Origin of the sequence: Microbulbifer epialgicus (genome assembly GCF_041447265.1) — a bacterium.
GTDB classification, from domain to species: Bacteria; Pseudomonadota; Gammaproteobacteria; order Pseudomonadales; family Cellvibrionaceae; genus Microbulbifer; species Microbulbifer epialgicus.
Genome location: NZ_JBGMEK010000031.1, coordinates 22,845 through 39,186, shown reverse-complemented (window position 1 = coordinate 39,186; position 16,342 = coordinate 22,845). Strand labels below are relative to the sequence as shown.

The window sequence follows — 16,342 nt, the reverse complement described above, 5'->3', positions numbered from 1 at the left end:
GATCAGGACTCCTGGGTAACTCGCATCACTTCCTCAAGGGAAGTCCTGCCTGCCAAAATCTTGGCAATACCATCATCGCGGATACTCGGGCCCAGCTTGCGCGCTTCCGCTACAAGTTTGTTTTCAGACGCGCGGTCGTGGATCAATTGCCGTATAACCTCATTCAACGGAACCAATTCGTAGATACCGATCCGCCCCACATAACCACTGTGGTTACATTCCTCACAGCCATTAGGGCGGTAGATAATAGTTTCCGCTTCGGGATCAACGCCGAGCACTTCCCTCTCGCCCTGATCGGCGACATGCGGTTGCTTACAGGCAGGACAGAGAACTCGCACCAAGCGCTGGGCCAGCACGCCAATCAAACTCGACGACAGCAGGAAGGGTTCGATACCCATATCGACCAGTCGAGTTACCGCACCCAAAGCGGTATTTGTGTGCAGCGTGGAGAGAACCAAATGCCCCGTCAAACTCGCCTGAATGGCGATCTGCATGGTTTCCAAGTCCCGGATTTCGCCCACCATCACCACATCCGGGTCCTGACGCAAAATAGCGCGCAGGCCGCGGGCAAAGGTCATATCTGCCTTGGTATTAACCTGGGTCTGGCCCACGCCTTCCAGGTTGTATTCCACCGGGTCTTCTACGGTAAGGATATTTTTCTCACGGCTGTTGATACTGCCAAGGCCCGCATACAAGGTGGTGGTTTTACCGGAACCCGTCGGGCCAGTGACCAAAATAATACCGTGCGGATGGCCAAGCAGGTCTGTCATAACACGGAGGTCACGCTCCGCCATGCCCAACTTACCCAGATCCATATTGCCCGCCTGCTTGTCGAGCAAGCGCATTACCACCCGCTCCCCGGCCGAGGACGGCATGGTGGAAACTCGGACATCCACTTCGCGCCCAGCCATGAGCAGAGAAATACGGCCATCTTGGGGAACGCGCTTTTCCGCGATATCCAGTTTGGCCATTACCTTGATCCTCGAAACCAGCAGCGGTGCCAGAGCACGGCGTGGCTGTAATACCTCACGCAAAACACCATCAACCCTGAAGCGTACAACCAAGCGCTTCTCAAAGGTCTCAATATGAATATCCGACGCACCTTGTTTAAGTGATTCTGCAAAAATTGCATTGATCAGCTTAACGATGGGTGCATCATCTTCCTGCTCCAATAGATCTTCGGTTTCCGGTAGTGAATCTGCAACCGCAGCGAGATCCAGATCTTCACCAAGCCCCTCCACCTCCGAAAGGTTGCCGCCCTCACGGTTTTCGTACAGGCGCTGCAATGCTATCTGAAAAGCCCCTTCCTCAACGGCTTCCAGGCTTACTGTACTACCATTAATCCGCTGCACCTCGGCAATGGCCGAGGGGCTCAACGGAGCAACATACTGACATATCGGCTGACCTTCCTGCTCCACCAACAGGACTCTATGACGCTTGGCGAAAGCGTACGGAAGGCGGCGAATAGTTGGAGTCCCTGTTCCTAGTTCGGCCGTCATTTAGCTTCTTCAACCTCCAGCACCTCAACTTCCACCTCACCGGGCACCCCTTCCTCAACTGGCATCCCTTCCAGTGCCTCTTCCAGGTTATCAACGGCATTGATAGAGCCATCTACCGGGGCGGGGCTTTCGTTATAGGTACCAGTGGGCGGCATCATGTCAGGCAGAGCATCGCCACGGTGCCAATCCCAAAGGAGGCTGGTTCTGTCTTTGATATATATTTGCTTCTGTTGAAGATCCATATAGCGCTTGCGAGTTTCCTCATAACCGGCTACCTGAGTGCTCAGGATCTTAGGCTTCAGGAACACCATTAGATTTGTTTTTGTAACTTTCTTTGTATTATTCCTGAACAGACGACCTATTCCAGGGATATCTCCCAGAAGGGGCACCTTTTGCACAGAGTCTGTAACATTATCCTCAATCAACCCACCCAGTACCAAAATGGCGCCGTCGTCGATCAACACCTTGGTGCGAATCTCACGTTTACTGGTAATGATATCCGAGGCCCCAGCGGCCTCTTCGACTGCCGCCGAAACAAGGTTTTCTACCTTCTGCTCAATTTCCAGAGTTACGGAATTGTTGTTATTTACCCTAGGAGTCACCTTGAGGGTAGTACCGATATCTTCACGCTGAATAGTGGTAAACGGGTCGTTATTACTACCGGACAACAACTGTTCACCCGTAACAAATGGCACGTTCTGGCCAACCAGGATCTCAGCTTCTTCATTATCCAGAGCCATAATCGTCGGGGTTGACAAGATATTCGTGTTGCCAGCCGTAGCGAGCGCACTGACCGCAACTCGCAGGTCAGTGCCGCTTAGATACCCGAGGTGCAGCGCGTTGGCCCCAGTAATATCCTTAATTGGCAGTGAGAATGGATTAATTTCACCTTCGGTAACAGGATCCAGGGTGTTATTCCACCCCGCAACAACATTATCATCTGCCCCAGCGATCCAGCTAATACCTAGCTCATTATTGGTTTTCTCATTAACCTCAACGATAATTGCCTCAATCAGCACCTGCGCCCGACGCACATCCAATCGCGCGATAACGCCTTTCATAGTTTCCAGCAGAGCCGGCGGCGCAGTCAGCACCAGTGCATTAAGGGATTCATTGACCTGAATACTGACTTCAACATCTGCAGCCTGTTGGTCTTTTTCCGTATTTTGAATACTGCCACTCATGCCTTCGAGAATCGGCTTTAAATCTGCAGCATTGGCATATTGCACATACACCACCGCAGTATTACCTTCCCCATCGAGCGGCTGATCGAGGCGACTGATCACCGTCTTAATCTGCTGGCGGGTCACAGGATCGCCGGTCAGGAGAATACTGTTAGAGCGCTCATCCACAGAAATACGCAGCGGCTGCACCTCTTTGCCTGCCCCCTTACCACCACCAGACTGCAGTAAGTCAGTCAGAACCTGCTTAACCTCTTTCGCGGAGGCAAACATCAAAGGCACTACCTCAATATCAATAGCGCCAGCGCGATCCAACTGTTTTACCAAGCGCACGATCTGATCAATATTTGCCGCACGATCGGCGATAATCAGAGTATTGGTATCGGCGTAAGCAGCGAGGTGACCAGTTTGTGGAATGAGCGGGCGCAGCATAGCAATCAGCTGGGATGCTGAAATATTTTCAACCCGCACTGTGCGCACAACCAGAGATTCAGCTGGTGCACGGGTATTTTCGTCAGCCACCGGAATCGCCTGTTGTTTAGCGAGCGCGTCGGGCACCACTTTCCAGGTGTCCCCCTGCTCCACTAAACTAAAGCCATTCACCTGCAGCACCGACATAAACACATCAAAAGCTTCCTGGTGTGTCATGGGATCACCGGCTACGACGGTGACTTTTCCCTTGACATTGGGATGGACAATAATATTTTTCCCAGTGAAATCCGCAGCCCAGTTAATCAGGTCACGAACATCGGCATTGTCGAGTGATATGGTAACTGTCTCGGGGCTTTGAGCCAGCGTTGCAGTAGACACAAAAAAACTAAATCCGACCGCAATCAGCCGTCGATAAAACATCTTCATCATTATTTATCTGGCTCTAGTAAATGTTTAAAAACTCAAAACAATCTAGGTAAACAGTTTTATTGGGGTTGACGCTGAGCACGGCGCTCACGGGCCATTTCACGAAGCTTTTCCATTCGCTCCCGGATGCTCTGCTGATTTTCTCCACGCTGGCCCGCACTTCTCGTGCTAATTTGGCTGGCCTTGCGGGCAAGGCTGGAGTAATTCTTAAGCGGAACATTCGGGCGACCATCCACTTCCGGGTAGGTCAATTTTTCCATCTTGCCATTACGACGAAGAACTACATGGTCTACCTCAACAGAATAGAGTTCCGCGCCACCCGGCAGAGAGTCACCTACGTACAAACGCTTCGCAGGTTTTCCTTTTTCGGCCACAAGTGCACTGGCTTTACTCTTGTCACTACTGTCTAACACACCAGACAAGACAATATTCAGCTGGGTAATAGGGAGATTGGAGAGATCAACTTCGGGGATATCTTCTTTTTTCTTGGCATCCGCATAGCCAAAGAAAGGCGTATTCGGTATTGAGGCGGCTTGTGGCGCGCTCACCCTTTGGTCATTGCGCTCAGCCAGCAAGGTCTCTTCTGGCGCACTGGGAACCAGCAGGGAGCCATAGGCAAACAGGTTGCCAGAGACCCATAGCAGACCCACTGCGGATGCCGCCATAGTGCCTCGGGATAGAACTCTACCCGACTCACCCTGGCCAAAACCGGTGCCAACTGAGCCAACTGCTCGTTTTAATGGGGACATGAATATACCCACATACACGTTCAACTTTTTTGAGGTTATTGGTTTTTGACGCCTATTTTGTTGTCTCAGCTCGAGAAAGGCAATGTTCCTGCCCAGTTAAACACTACAAACATACATTTCGTCCCCTGAATTGCTCACTAGTTCCGCCACAAAAATAGAAAAGGCGGCTTATTGCCGCCTTTTCAACACTGGTCAGTATAGTAATCAGGAATTACAGTTTTGCTTCAAACTCAGGAACCGCTTCAAACAAGTCTGCAACCAAGCCGTAGTCAGCAACAGAGAAGATAGGCGCTTCTTCATCCTTGTTGATGGCCACAATAACCTTTGAATCCTTCATACCCGCCAGATGCTGGATGGCGCCGGAAATACCAACGGCGATATACAAATCGGGAGCGACAATCTTACCGGTCTGGCCAACCTGCATATCATTGGGGACAAAACCAGCATCGACTGCGGCGCGTGAGGCACCAACCGCTGCACCCAGCTTGTCAGCCAACTTGTACAGCATTTCGAAGTTGTCGCCATTTTGCATTCCGCGTCCACCAGAGATGACCACGCTTGCGGCAGTAAGTTCCGGACGATCGGATTTGGCGAGTTCTTCGCCGACAAAAGAGGAAACACCAGCGTCATCAGCAATATCGATTGACTCAACTGCCGCACTCCCACCCTCAGCAGCAACTGCATCAAAAGCGGTGGTACGCACAGAGATTACCTTGATGGCATCTGAACTCTGAACAGTTGCGATTACATTACCGGCGTAAATCGGTCGCTTGAACGTATCAACGCTCTCTACTGCGACAATGTCGGAAATAGGCTGGACATCCAGCAGCGCTGCCGCGCGCGGCAGCATGTTTTTACCTGTGGTAGTTGCTGGCGCAAGGATATGACCGTAGTCCTTACCCAGATCTGCAACCAGCTTGGCAACATTTTCGGCCAGCTGATGCTCGTAAGCTGTGTTATCAGCCAGAAGTACCTTGTTCACGCCATCAACTTTTGCAGCAGCTTCTGCAACAGCAGCACAGCCTGAGCCGGCAACCAGGACGTCAATATTGCCACCAATTGCCTTGGCAGCAGCGACAGTGTTGAGCGTAGCGCCCTTCAGCTCGGCGTTGTCGTGTTCAGCAATAACCAGGATGCTCATCAGATTACCTTCGCCTCGTTTTTCAGTTTTTCTACCAATTCCGCAACGTCGGCAACTTTGACGCCTGCCTGACGCTCAGCCGGCGGCTCAACTTTCAGGGTCTTAGTGCGAGGAGCGATATCTATGCCCAGCTCATCTGGGGTGGTGGTATCGAGAGGCTTCTTCTTGGCCTTCATGATATTCGGCAGCGAAGCGTAGCGAGGCTCATTCAAGCGCAGATCAGTGGTAATAATGGCCGGCAGCTTGAGTTCAACGGTTTGCAGGCCACCGTCGATCTCACGGGTAACTTTAACGGTACCGCCTTCCACAGATACTTCAGAGGCAAAAGTGCCCTGCCCCATTCCCGTCAACGCGCCCAGCATCTGGCCAGTCTGGTTATTATCGCCATCAATGGACTGTTTACCCAGAATCACCATTTGCGGCTCTTCTTTTTCAACAATCGCTTTCAGGCACTTGGCTACGGCCAAAGGCTGCAGCTCGGCATCGGTCTCCACCAGGATACCGCGGTCAGCGCCCAGAGCCAGAGCGGTGCGGATTTGCTCCTGGCACTGCTTGGACCCCATGGAAACGGCGACTATCTCGCTGACAACGCCTTTTTCCTTCAAGCGCACCGCTTCTTCAACTGCAATTTCGCAGAAGGGGTTGATAGACATTTTGACGTTGGCTGTATCAACGTCAGTGCCGTCCGCCTTGGGGCGAACTTTGACGTTGTAGTCAACAACGCGTTTCACAGCTACAAGAACTTTCATGGAAATCCCGTCTCAAATATGCTTTTTAACAGCCGCAACTGACGATTCACATCGCGAGCGGATACGGTGTTCTGGTCAAACAAGTGTTTGAACGGCGTGTATGGTGGCGGTTCTATACAGCAAAATCAATAGCCAAATAGAGGTCATCACCGCCACTCACTATATCTATTTCCAACCATAGTGGCGGCCTATCCCTTCTTCCTAAGCTGTTGAAATACAGCACATTTGCCATAGCAAATGATTAGTCATGCAATTGGTAGGGTTGATTAAACGCCTATATAATCGGCCACCAATATAAATGATAAGGCCAGATTGGCCGCATAAAGTTGAATACAACTGCTGAGGAGAGTGCCGTGGAACGCGAATCAATGGAATACGATGTAGTGATCGTGGGTGCCGGTCCCGCCGGATTGGCAGCGGCCTGCCGTATTCGCCAGCTCAATGAAGACATCTCAGTATGTGTCGTGGAGAAGGGCTCTGAGGTCGGCGCCCACATCCTGTCAGGCGCAGTCTTTGAACCTACCGCCTTGAATGAACTTTTTCCCGACTGGAAAGAGCGCGGCGCCCCGCTGAATACCGAAGTAAAGGGAGATGACATCTACGTCCTGCGTAGCGATGAAAACTCCATCAAGGTACCCAACTTATTTGTGCCCAGTACCATGCACAACGAGGGTAACTACATCATCAGCCTCGGTAACCTGTGCCGCTGGTTGGCAGAACAAGCGGAAAACCTGGGGGTGGAAATCTTCCCAGGCTTCGCTGCAGCCGAAGTGCTCTACAACGAGGACGGCACTGTAAAAGGTATCGCCACTGGCGATATGGGCGTTGGCATGAATGGCGAGCAAAAAGACTCCTATATGCCAGGCATGGAGCTGCACGCAAAATATACCCTGTTTGCCGAAGGTTGCCGCGGCCACTTGGGCAAGCAATTGATCGAGCGCTTCAAGCTGGATGCGGACACCGATCCACAGCACTACGGTATTGGCGTCAAAGAAATCTGGAAGGTACCCACAGACAAGCACCAGCAGGGCCTGGTGGTGCATACGGCCGGCTGGCCCCTGGACCAGAGTGGCACCCATGGTGGCGGCTTTCTCTACCACCTGGAAGACAATCAGGTTGTGGTTGGCCTGATTACTGACCTCGCTTACAGTAACCCGCACGTGAGCCCATTCGACGAATTCCAACGCTACAAGCATCACCCGGTGATCAAACAGTACTTGGAAGGCGGGGAGCGTGTTGCCTACGGTGCTCGCGCCATTGTTAAGGGCGGCCTGCAGTCCCAGCCGAAGATGACCTTCCCCGGTGGCCTGCTGATCGGCGACAACGCCGGCACCCTGAACTTTGCCAAGATCAAGGGCAACCACACCGCAATGAAGTCAGGCATGATTGCCGCGGAATCAGTGGTGGAAGCCCTTGCTGCTGATCGCAGCAATGAAGAGCTGACCGACTACACCACCAAGTACCGCGATAGCTGGGCCTGGAAAGAATTACACCTGCAGCGCAACTTCGGCCCGGCTCAGCACAAGTGGGGCAACATCTTTGGCTCTGCCTATGCATTTGTGGATATCAACCTTTTTAAAGGCAAGCTGCCCTGGACCCTGCGCGACACCAAAGCAGATCACGCCCAGCTCAAGCCGGCAGCAGATTGCGCAAAGATCGACTACCCAAAACCCGATGGCGTTCTCAGCTTTGACAAGTTATCTTCCGTATTTATTTCCAACACAAACCACGAGGAAGACCAGCCCTGTCACCTGGTCCTGAAAGATCCTGAGATCCCACTGAACCACAACCTGCCGATCTACGACGAGCCCGCACAGCTTTACTGCCCTGCTGGGGTCTATGAAGTGGTTGAAGATGCCAACGGTAAGCGCTTCCAAATTAACGCGCAGAACTGTGTGCACTGCAAGACTTGTGACATTAAAGACCCCACCCAGAATATTGTTTGGGTAACACCGGAAGGTGGCGGCGGCCCCAACTACCCGAACATGTAAGTTTGTCGATTTCAATGGCGCCTTCGGGCGCCATTTTTGTTTTTTAATTTTATTACTCAAGCTTCTCTAGGAGATGCATAACCGGAGCAAATTCCTGCTGCCGAAAGTTAGCAGCAGGAATTAGAGAGATTAAAAATTAAAACTTGTATTGAGCACTCAACGCAAAGGTCTGTCCCGGCTTCTCCTCAAAGACGAGAACACCATCACGCCCTATCTCAATAGATTCATCCAAAAGATTTTACATCTTGGCTTTTATTGTTACCTCCTCAGTGGGGCACCAAGAATAAGTTAGGTCCAGCAAGTGGAAAGGTTGTTCGTAAGCGTCAGGATCTAAATTGCGGCCAGCCACATACAAGCGCTCACCAAATACGTTATACCCCAATGTTGCAGTGTGGTCGCCATCTGGACTATCAAAGCCCAGCAGCATGTTCACAACATATTCGGATGCTCCCATCATCCTGATTCGGGATATCAGTGGTCGCGGTTGCATCAGAAAAGAACCAATCGAAAACCAACTCTTCCGGTACCCAGTTGAAAAATTCAAGAGGGAGAAGTGTTCTGGTTTCAGGACCCAGGGAGTGACTGCCCTGCACTTGATTCAGAGCTAATTCCCGCTCCTCATACTTCAGCAAATACTCGCGGTAGCCAGAACCATCTGATACCTGTCTATTTTCGTTAAAGTAATCTGTGATAGAGGTTTCATCATCGGTATTGCACAAGAACAGGCTCGTACTTTCAATGGCATGTTCATCGGCAAAACGCAATCCCAAATTAAAGTTGCCGCTGATATCCACTGAATATGTAGACTTCCTGCGGTAATTCACTTGCTCGTCGGGGGCGCCAAAGTTTCGCTGTGTTCTCTCCGCCTCTCTCCACTGACTCTTATAAGAAGCCCCAGCCAAAAAACCCAACTCCCAATTCTCATCAAGGTAAAAACGGTTACCCACACTCGCTTTTACATCGCCATCGGGATCCGTTGAGCCCTCTTCTATGGAAATATTACGATTGAGATTTAAAGCCAGTTTACGATTTAATGCCTGGGCGCCAACATCAGCCTCCTGCTCACTAGCATACTGATTCCCTTCCTCAATAAGAACTTTTCTGATATCTGAAGTACTCAAGCCACCCCTGAAGCGCTTTAGAGCAGCAGATATTTCATCTGGGAGCGCCCTAGTACCTTCATCGGTTCCAAAGACGCCATCATCCCCACCCTGGTAACTAAGAGCCTCACTATCGGTTTCTGTATAAGTCCCTGTACCCAATTCGACTGAATATGTCAGGTCATCAGGAATTCCCTTTGTTCGAATATCCACATTACCCCCACCAAAGCTCGCGGCCTGATCAGCAGAGTAACTCTTTTGCACTGCCAGGGAATCCACGATAGAGGTAGGAAATAGATCAAGAGGGATCACGTTTCGTGTCAGATCCGGTGATGGCACGGTGGCGCCATTCAGCGTAGTACTGGAATAACGCTCTCCTAACCCCCGCACATAGACGAACTTGCTGCTCACTAGAGACAATCCAGATACCCGCCTTAGTGCCGCTGCAACAGTTGAATCCCCTACCCGACCAATCATCTCGGCACCGAGGATATCGGTAACAACCTCTTCTTCCAGGCGCTCACTACCAGGGCTTCCGCCGAATCCCTCAAGCGCCCGTGAGCCATCACCTCTTCTATGCCCTGCGCCGCATCAGCTTGCGCTTCAAGCAATTCTGCATCTTGGGCAAATACGCCACAGAGACTGCAGTAACAGCTATTACCAGCGGCGCTCTTTGAAACTTTTCATATTTAGCCATTACACAGGCCTCTGTTATTTACTTCCCACTATTTGGGTGTCAAAACCAAACAGGGCGCCGCCTCCATCAGCGAAGGCGGCGCCCTGCAAGTTCAGGAGAACTTATCCTAACCGCTTCCCAAGCTAACTATTCAAACCAGAGAGGCTGTGCACGGCTGCCCTGATGCAACCCATAAGTCCAACCTTGAGTCCAGTCAGTGCCGTTTATATCGAGGGCGCACAGGTATGCGCGATTAAATGCAGTAACGGTGGGTTCGAAACCATCAATACGTTGCTGGTCAGCGGGCACAGTAAATATTGCAGGGTACCATCCAATAAAATGAAATTGGTATCGATACTAATCGTTGGGCTGGCTGCGCCGGAAATTGGGGCAAACTGATTGCCACTATCTACTGCCCAGCTCTCTAGATCGAAGGTATCCTCATCAGTTTTGTGCGATCTTCACAAGCGAAAATATTGGAAGTCAGCACTGCCTCAGTACCCGAGGTGGCTTCGCTGCGGGTTTGCGCACTCTCCATACGCAGGCAATAGTTGTTACCGTCATCTGCAGTTTCATCAGCTGCAAATGACGCAATGATGATGGAATTAGTAATCATCGGGTAGATACCTTCGCGCAAGCGCCAGCCAGCACCAGGATCATGGGTACTCCCCTCTTGAGCAGAGACGATACAAGTTAAACCATCTATCATTGGGCGGCTGTTGAGCCCCTGGCTGATTAAAGCAGTGTAATCAATCGTATCTTTATAAGAGCCAATACCGTCCGCTTCAATACAGTGGTTCCCATCATTTTTACTCTGGATTACTAGAGCATTGTTGATGCTTCCTCGATACCCTTCATCGATATCAATTGAATCATCACGCACATACAATGCAACATAGTTGTTAATATCTACCGCACCGCCAAAAAATTCGATTCCATCATCGAAGGTGGAGTAAATTTGTAGGTTATTTACCACAGTGCCATTACCAACTGCATCAAATGAAATGCCATTCAGCTCGTCGCCACTAGCGACTAACGCTCCGGTATGCTTAACAACTACATAGGAAAGCTCACCTGAGCTATCCGCACTATTGTCTCCCCCATAATGTGAGGTGTTATCGCCTGTGGAGCCCTCGGCTGCAACATGACATTCACCTTTTAAAGCAAAATTATCATCCCCTATTGAGCCTTCATATTGACACTTGTTGGTCACACCAAAGCCATTGATTACCATACCTCCCCATTGGGAAACGACATCAGCAGCTACCGTACCGCGCGCATCAGTTTCAGAGGTAAAAGTGATTGGAGCAGACTCAGTTCCGCGGACAAAAATTTGCGAACCGCGATTCACAACCATAAAGCTGAATTATCTTTGAAAGCAATGGTCGCACCAGCTTGGATTTCCAGCTTCACACTATCGCCACCTTTTGCGATACCTGCAGCCTGTAAATTGACGTCGCTGGAATGATTTTCACCAACAAAAAGAATTCCTTCAAAAATATGAGCACCACCTTCTACAAGCGTAGGAAGGTACAAGTCTTCGGTTAAAGGGTTAGACGCGGAAACAAAGTCGGCTCCATATCGGCAGTCTCCACTTTCATAGACACCCTGCACCCCAGTCCTTTCAATAGTTGCACATGGATTCTCACCTGTTGATCCACCGTCGGGGTTATCGACAGAGTTGTCGACCGAATTATCTACGATCTTTGACTCAACACTTACACCACCACCATCACAACCGGCCAAAAGTGCTGTAATAGCAGCTGCCAGTAAAAGTCTTTTCTGTACGCGCTTCATATTTCCCCCTACAGGAATCTTGTCCCTAAATTTGGACAGCTAATAAGCACAGAGAGGACTGAAAGACACAGCCATCAAATCAAACAATGTACTTTTTGGTTGTCCGAAAATTGTAATTAATTTATTCGCGTAGCGATTTTGACGCGGAGGAGTGTAGAAACGCCGTATTGCGAAATTGTTAATTTTTTAGTAATTTTTGTAATAAAACGTCAGCTTTACAAATTTATTGATTTTTTATTGCTTTCAAGTTTCATCGGGCTTTCAGAAAAATGATTGCTTTATGGGCATCTAGCAAATTAGTTGCGATTGAGGAGTACCTGCGCCCATATCGTAAAAAAAATTGAATGAAAGGTGGAAATCAAGTTCGACGTTTTTCTACCATATGGCGAACAAGATAAAGAATTGATAAAAAGTCAAAGCCAGCAGAATGCTGGCATAATTATATGAACTGCGCAGAATATCAATTATAAGTACCTAACAGAAAGCCCTTGCCAGCGCTTCGTATGAATAGTTTTCCCGTGGCACTGGAACCGCCTTCATGGTCCTCAGCCCAATCTATTAGTTGGTAGAACACATCCCGGGAAACCCTCGTTTGAAGGCCACCCCGAATTTCCAGGTAAGGGATTGGTTGCGGAGGGGTACCGAACTCCTGTAAGCGCCAATCACAATCCTCATCCAGTGGGATAACGTCACCCACATTGGTGGTGAATAGCAACGTTTGCGTATCATCTTTCGGGTTGCGCGCCACCTGTGTCGCCACAAAAGGCACGTCCTCTACCTGTATGCGCAATTTCTCTACAGGCGTTACCAAGAAGTACTCATCGCCTTCCCGCTTGAGAATACTGGCAAACAACTTAACCAGCGTATGGCGCTTGATCTCGGTGCCTTCGTGAATCCAGCGACCATCGCGCTTAATCACCATATCCATGTCACCACAGAAATCCGGGTTCCACTTCTCAACCGGAGGATATCCATGGAACTCTGACTGCAATTTCTGCAATTGCTGGAAAAGTGGCTCAGCCAAAGGAAGGCCCCGCAGTATGGCCGGTGGAGTGACTGCTCTCAGGCGGCTTACGGGAAGATATATCACCGATATGGACTCCCACATCCATAATAAACTCCATCAGCCCCTCTCTATCTTCGATCACATCGGCGAATGATTTGGAGTGATAGAGTTCGACTGCGCCTTGCACCAGCGCCCAGTAAGTTGAGTAGTAGTAGTAGGCAGGCACCTTTTTCAGCATGCCTTGCTCCATCCTCCGTTCAAACACCCGATTTAGGGCGGAAGCATTGGAGTTGCGGATGGCGTGCAGCTCAGAAATCATTTCCGGAGCCAAATTCAGGGCGATGATCTTCTCTTCGAGGCGCTGAAAGAGCCTATCCTTGCCAGGATCTGCCATACGGGACTCAAAGTAAGCGCGGGCCGGTGCAGTGATATCGCCCTTCTCAGCATTCTCTACAGCACCCTTAAGGCGCTCAGCGAGGGACCTCTCATAGTCCATCAGCAAACGCATGTAGATTTCTGTTTTTGAAATGAAGTGCTTGTAGATGGTGCCTTTGCCGATATCTACACGCTCGGCAATCTGCTCGACTGTGACCTTTTCTTCACCGTGCTCCAGCAGAAGCTCCAGAGCTGCATCCAGGATGCGCTGCTCTCGTGCGCGAAACCTCTGAACCTTCTCTTTTGCCTTATCCATACTTCCGACCTTCTCTGCCCGTAAAAATGGGGACTGAAATTGACTATTCATTCATGAATGATAGGCAATTCAACTCGGTTGGAAAAGTGAATCGAGGAATTAGACACCCGAATATTGAAAATATTAGTCTATTTTGCTCGTTTTTTATGCTAAAAGCCCCTGCGCAACAAGTTGAGCCCAACGCCAACCCCCAAAATTTGATAGTAACCGAGTCCCAAATCAGCATTGAAAGAAGTTGGGAGAGTAAATGGCAGTGCAGCAATCCAACCATAGGCATAGCGCATAACTTCTCAATTGAGCCCAAATTATGTACAGCCAGGCAAGCCCGACCGCCGGGAAAAGTCTCTGCTTAATTGAATTCCAGCAATGGGGCAGCGACATTATTGTCCTGAGTGCAAATTCGCAGCATCCTTTTCCCTATAGTGCTAGACGACAATCGCATTTTTCAGCCCAGAGTCATGCGGTTTAAGCCGTTTCCTAACCGAAGCTATGGAGTAATAGGCAACTACAGTCTCAAACGTGACCAATACCATTTGTTCATTCAAAATGTCCGTGGAGATAGCGACTTGGGCTGTTATTATCGTCCACCTGGCCAGTGCCTAGATGCCCGTCCAGACAATTCCGACTATCACTAATAGGTAACAGGTAGAGTCGTCCATGTTGGAAAAGCTGAGCAAACTACTCGACGTCGAAGAGCTGGATCGCAATCTCTTTCGCAGTCGCCATCACGTCGAAAATTATCGCAAAGTTCTCTTTGGGGGGCAGGTACTTGGGCAAGCTCTAATGGCCGCCACCCGTACTGTCGAAGACCGTTTGCCGCACTCTCTGCACTCTTATTTCCTCCGCCCTGGTTCCAGTGAGCTACCGGTAATTTATGAGGTAGACCCCATTCGCGATGGCGGTAGCTTCACCACCCGTCGCGTAGTCGCCAAACAGCGCGGTCGAGCCATCTTTAATATGTCCGCATCATTCCAGATCAAGGAACCGGGCTTTGACCATCAGGTGGATATGCCCTGCGAAGAAATTCCGGCCCCTGAGAATCTGAAAAACACCCAGCAGCTCGCCTTGGAAGCAGGTTTTGTCAGTCCGCAGTACGACCAGCGCCGCTACATGATCGACTTTCGCCCAGTAGATCCGAAGAGCTATTTTGGTGCCGAGACCAGTGAGCCCAAGTGCATGTTCTGGCTAAGAGCCACGGGCGAGATGTCTGACGATCCCATGGAGCACCGCGCTGCTCTCTGCTATGCATCAGACATGGGCCTGCTTGGCACATCACTTCAGCCCCACGATATCTCCCTGTTCGACCCTCACTTGATGCCTGCGAGTGTCGATCATGCCATGTGGTTTCATCGGGACTTCCGCCTGGATCAGTGGCTCCTTTATGTTACCGATAGCCCCTCTGCCACAGGCGCGCGCGGCTTCGCCCGCGGCCAGATTTTCACCCGCAATGGCGTACTGATCGCCTCCACCGCTCAAGAGGGGCTCATTCGACAAATTAAAAGTTAAATCAATAGTTTACAGTGAAAATATCGCTGTTATAATGCCGCCCAATTCGCTGATGGAGCGAAACTAATAAGTCGGTGAGTAGCGCAGCCTGGTAGCGCACTTCGTTCGGGACGAAGGGGTCGGAGGTTCGAATCCTCTCTCACCGACCAAATTCAAAAACCCGCTTTTAGCGGGTTTTTTGTGTCTGTATTTCATCCAGTTTTGCATCGTGCAGGCTATTTAATGTCTTTCTTCCAACAAAAAACCTTCCATTATTAGCCCCCAGTGTAGCCTCGGCCCTTCTTATCATTGAAGTGGGTTAGCTTTCATAGCTGACTCAGTGGTTTTCGCATATATTCAAGCTAAGGTGCCTGTGAATAATTCCATATATCTCTGCGGAATTTAAAGGCTACAGATACTGGGCACAGTTCGTAGCGAATGGCCTTGGCCCTTTGCAAGAGTTGCAACACAACGGCTGTAATCCGCAATTCCCGCTGGGCGGGGCTTGCGGGCATTTCACACAAAGCCGCGCCTTGATTGTGTATCGCCCTGAAAACCAGAAAACATTACGGAATTACTCAGAGGCCCCCTAAAGCGGTATCAGGCCATCATGGAAGGAACCAGGCCCATGAAATACGAAGAAATTCATGAGGATCACGCTGATCCCTTGATTAACCAGTTACATCGCGCCATCAAAGCCGCAGTAAGGTTTCTTGCAATTCTTATGGTATTGGTGATTTTTTGGACCATTGCCGATGTCGTGTATGTACTCTACGAAAAGCTCAGCTCTCCACCGTTTCTATTATTGGATATGGAGGACATTCTGGAGACCTTTGGCGCCTTTCTTGCAGTTCTGATCGCCATCGAAATTTTCACTAATATCCGCTTGTATTTAGGCACCAATGTCATTCCTGTCCAACTGGTGCTGGCTACCGCCCTGATGGCTGTAGCACGTAAGGTGATCGTTCTCGATCTCGGGGTAGTGAGCTCCGAGCAAATTATTGGTATAGCCCTGGTTACCATTGCATTGGGGATCTCCTATTGGTTAGTACAGGAAAAAACCAAGCAACTTAGATGAATACCACCCGATCCACCCGTTGCCTGATGCACTACCTCAGATTTGCAGCTTCCCTTCAAGCAGATCTGTGCCTGTATCGCAAACCCCTAACATCAACGGCATTACTGGGTATACAGAAGACCTGTTCTAGTGAACCGATTTAGGGGATTTTTCTAGAAGTTCAGTTAGGGCTTCATTGATAACGACCTTATAAGTGTATTCTTTTTTCCTTGATCTTATAATGGAGTTTGCATCTGCAAATAGTGAGCGATGCCGACTACCACCTATCACTAATTTGCTTGAAGGCGACACTCGGGCACCTGTAGGCTTGGGGGCTGTCCAAACTGCAACTTGTTGGATTT

16 protein-coding genes and 1 tRNA gene are annotated in these 16,342 nt (G+C 50.0%); 4 read left to right on the top strand and 13 right to left on the bottom strand.

Annotation, left to right across the window (positions count from 1 at the left end):
• Positions 1-2 precede the first annotated feature (2 nt).
• The 5 genes from gspE to ACCI49_RS14020 form a co-directional block, all read right to left on the bottom strand.
• Positions 3-1,499, bottom strand: coding sequence for a type II secretion system ATPase GspE (gene gspE, locus ACCI49_RS14040; RefSeq protein ID WP_371839650.1), 1,497 nt, complete (start codon positions 1,497-1,499; stop codon positions 3-5).
• Positions 1,496-3,541 (bottom strand): type II secretion system secretin GspD, encoded by a 2,046-nt coding sequence (gspD, locus tag ACCI49_RS14035; RefSeq protein WP_371839649.1) that lies wholly within the window; start codon positions 3,539-3,541, stop codon positions 1,496-1,498. The genes gspE and gspD overlap by 4 nt, the downstream gene beginning before the upstream one ends.
• 56 nt (positions 3,542-3,597) lie before the next feature.
• The gene (locus tag ACCI49_RS14030; RefSeq protein ID WP_371839648.1) at positions 3,598-4,287 is read right to left on the bottom strand and encodes a type II secretion system protein N; all 690 of its coding nucleotides are present in this window, start codon (positions 4,285-4,287) and stop codon (positions 3,598-3,600) included.
• 211 nt (positions 4,288-4,498) lie between these two features.
• Positions 4,499-5,428 (bottom strand): electron transfer flavoprotein subunit alpha/FixB family protein, encoded by a 930-nt coding sequence (locus ACCI49_RS14025; RefSeq protein WP_371839647.1) that lies wholly within the window; start codon positions 5,426-5,428, stop codon positions 4,499-4,501.
• Entirely contained in the window at positions 5,428-6,177 is a 750-nt protein-coding gene (locus tag ACCI49_RS14020) for an electron transfer flavoprotein subunit beta/FixA family protein (RefSeq protein ID WP_371839646.1), read from the bottom strand. Before ACCI49_RS14020 ends, ACCI49_RS14025 begins: the two co-directional genes overlap by 1 nt.
• Before the next feature lie 368 nt (positions 6,178-6,545).
• On the opposite strand from ACCI49_RS14020, the gene ACCI49_RS14015 reads away from it, so the two are divergent.
• Positions 6,546-8,168, top strand: a complete 1,623-nt coding sequence (locus tag ACCI49_RS14015) for an electron transfer flavoprotein-ubiquinone oxidoreductase (protein WP_371839671.1) — start codon at positions 6,546-6,548, stop codon at positions 8,166-8,168.
• 238 nt (positions 8,169-8,406) lie between these two features.
• Here the strand turns inward: ACCI49_RS14015 and ACCI49_RS14010 are convergent, their stop codons facing one another.
• The 8 genes from ACCI49_RS14010 to ACCI49_RS13975 all read right to left on the bottom strand — a co-directional run bounded on the left by ACCI49_RS14010 (position 8,407) and on the right by ACCI49_RS13975 (position 13,438).
• Positions 8,407-8,601 carry a hypothetical protein gene (locus ACCI49_RS14010; RefSeq protein WP_371839645.1) on the bottom strand — a complete coding sequence of 65 codons (195 nt, stop codon included), beginning with the start codon at positions 8,599-8,601 and terminating at the stop codon, positions 8,407-8,409.
• Positions 8,579-9,745, bottom strand: coding sequence for a TonB-dependent receptor plug domain-containing protein (locus ACCI49_RS14005; protein ID WP_371839644.1), 1,167 nt, complete (start codon positions 9,743-9,745; stop codon positions 8,579-8,581). The genes ACCI49_RS14010 and ACCI49_RS14005 overlap by 23 nt, the downstream gene beginning before the upstream one ends.
• The gene (locus ACCI49_RS14000; RefSeq protein ID WP_371839643.1) at positions 9,742-9,879 is read right to left on the bottom strand and encodes a hypothetical protein; all 138 of its coding nucleotides are present in this window, start codon (positions 9,877-9,879) and stop codon (positions 9,742-9,744) included. The genes ACCI49_RS14005 and ACCI49_RS14000 overlap by 4 nt, the downstream gene beginning before the upstream one ends.
• Positions 9,880-10,091: 212 nt before the next feature.
• A complete protein-coding gene (locus tag ACCI49_RS13995; protein WP_371839642.1) occupies positions 10,092-10,253 on the bottom strand; it encodes a hypothetical protein in 162 nt (53 codons plus the stop codon).
• A gap of 115 nt (positions 10,254-10,368) precedes the next feature.
• Positions 10,369-11,301 (bottom strand): beta-helix domain-containing protein, encoded by a 933-nt coding sequence (locus tag ACCI49_RS13990; RefSeq protein WP_371839641.1) that lies wholly within the window; start codon positions 11,299-11,301, stop codon positions 10,369-10,371.
• Positions 11,292-11,741 carry a hypothetical protein gene (locus tag ACCI49_RS13985; RefSeq protein WP_371839640.1) on the bottom strand — a complete coding sequence of 150 codons (450 nt, stop codon included), beginning with the start codon at positions 11,739-11,741 and terminating at the stop codon, positions 11,292-11,294. The genes ACCI49_RS13990 and ACCI49_RS13985 overlap by 10 nt, the downstream gene beginning before the upstream one ends.
• A 460-nt stretch (positions 11,742-12,201) precedes the next feature.
• Complete coding sequence (locus ACCI49_RS13980; RefSeq protein ID WP_371839639.1) at positions 12,202-12,765, bottom strand: DUF1285 domain-containing protein; 564 nt, start codon at positions 12,763-12,765, stop codon at positions 12,202-12,204.
• Entirely contained in the window at positions 12,758-13,438 is a 681-nt protein-coding gene (locus ACCI49_RS13975; RefSeq protein WP_371839638.1) for a TetR/AcrR family transcriptional regulator, read from the bottom strand. The genes ACCI49_RS13980 and ACCI49_RS13975 overlap by 8 nt, the downstream gene beginning before the upstream one ends.
• 657 nt (positions 13,439-14,095) lie before the next feature.
• Here ACCI49_RS13975 and ACCI49_RS13970 point away from each other — a divergent pair.
• The 3 genes from ACCI49_RS13970 (at position 14,096) to ACCI49_RS13960 (ending at position 16,001) form a co-directional block, all read left to right on the top strand.
• A complete protein-coding gene (locus tag ACCI49_RS13970) occupies positions 14,096-14,944 on the top strand; it encodes an acyl-CoA thioesterase (protein ID WP_371839637.1) in 849 nt (282 codons plus the stop codon).
• A gap of 72 nt (positions 14,945-15,016) precedes the next feature.
• Positions 15,017-15,093, top strand: a tRNA-Pro gene (locus ACCI49_RS13965).
• A gap of 458 nt (positions 15,094-15,551) precedes the next feature.
• Positions 15,552-16,001: a phosphate-starvation-inducible PsiE family protein gene (locus ACCI49_RS13960; protein WP_371839636.1), complete on the top strand. Its 450-nt coding sequence runs from the start codon at positions 15,552-15,554 to the stop codon at positions 15,999-16,001.
• The last annotated feature ends 341 nt before the right edge of the window (positions 16,002-16,342 follow it).

Excerpts from the sequence above, each read along its gene's own strand:
- gspE (WP_371839650.1), bottom strand. The coding sequence starts at position 1,499 with ATGACGGCCGAACTAGGAACAGGGACTCCAACTATTCGCCGCCTTCCG.
- gspD (WP_371839649.1), bottom strand. The coding sequence starts at position 3,541 with ATGATGAAGATGTTTTATCGACGGCTGATTGCGGTCGGATTTAGTTTT.
- ACCI49_RS14030 (WP_371839648.1), bottom strand. The coding sequence starts at position 4,287 with ATGTCCCCATTAAAACGAGCAGTTGGCTCAGTTGGCACCGGTTTTGGC.
- ACCI49_RS14025 (WP_371839647.1), bottom strand. The coding sequence starts at position 5,428 with ATGAGCATCCTGGTTATTGCTGAACACGACAACGCCGAGCTGAAGGGC.
- ACCI49_RS14020 (WP_371839646.1), bottom strand. The coding sequence starts at position 6,177 with ATGAAAGTTCTTGTAGCTGTGAAACGCGTTGTTGACTACAACGTCAAA.
- ACCI49_RS14015 (WP_371839671.1), top strand. The coding sequence starts at position 6,546 with ATGGAATACGATGTAGTGATCGTGGGTGCCGGTCCCGCCGGATTGGCA.
- ACCI49_RS14005 (WP_371839644.1), bottom strand. The coding sequence starts at position 9,745 with ATGATTGGTCGGGTAGGGGATTCAACTGTTGCAGCGGCACTAAGGCGG.
- ACCI49_RS13990 (WP_371839641.1), bottom strand. The coding sequence starts at position 11,301 with ATGGTTGTGAATCGCGGTTCGCAAATTTTTGTCCGCGGAACTGAGTCT.
- ACCI49_RS13985 (WP_371839640.1), bottom strand. The coding sequence starts at position 11,741 with ATGAAGCGCGTACAGAAAAGACTTTTACTGGCAGCTGCTATTACAGCA.
- ACCI49_RS13975 (WP_371839638.1), bottom strand. The coding sequence starts at position 13,438 with ATGGATAAGGCAAAAGAGAAGGTTCAGAGGTTTCGCGCACGAGAGCAG.
- ACCI49_RS13970 (WP_371839637.1), top strand. The coding sequence starts at position 14,096 with ATGTTGGAAAAGCTGAGCAAACTACTCGACGTCGAAGAGCTGGATCGC.
- ACCI49_RS13960 (WP_371839636.1), top strand. The coding sequence starts at position 15,552 with ATGAAATACGAAGAAATTCATGAGGATCACGCTGATCCCTTGATTAAC.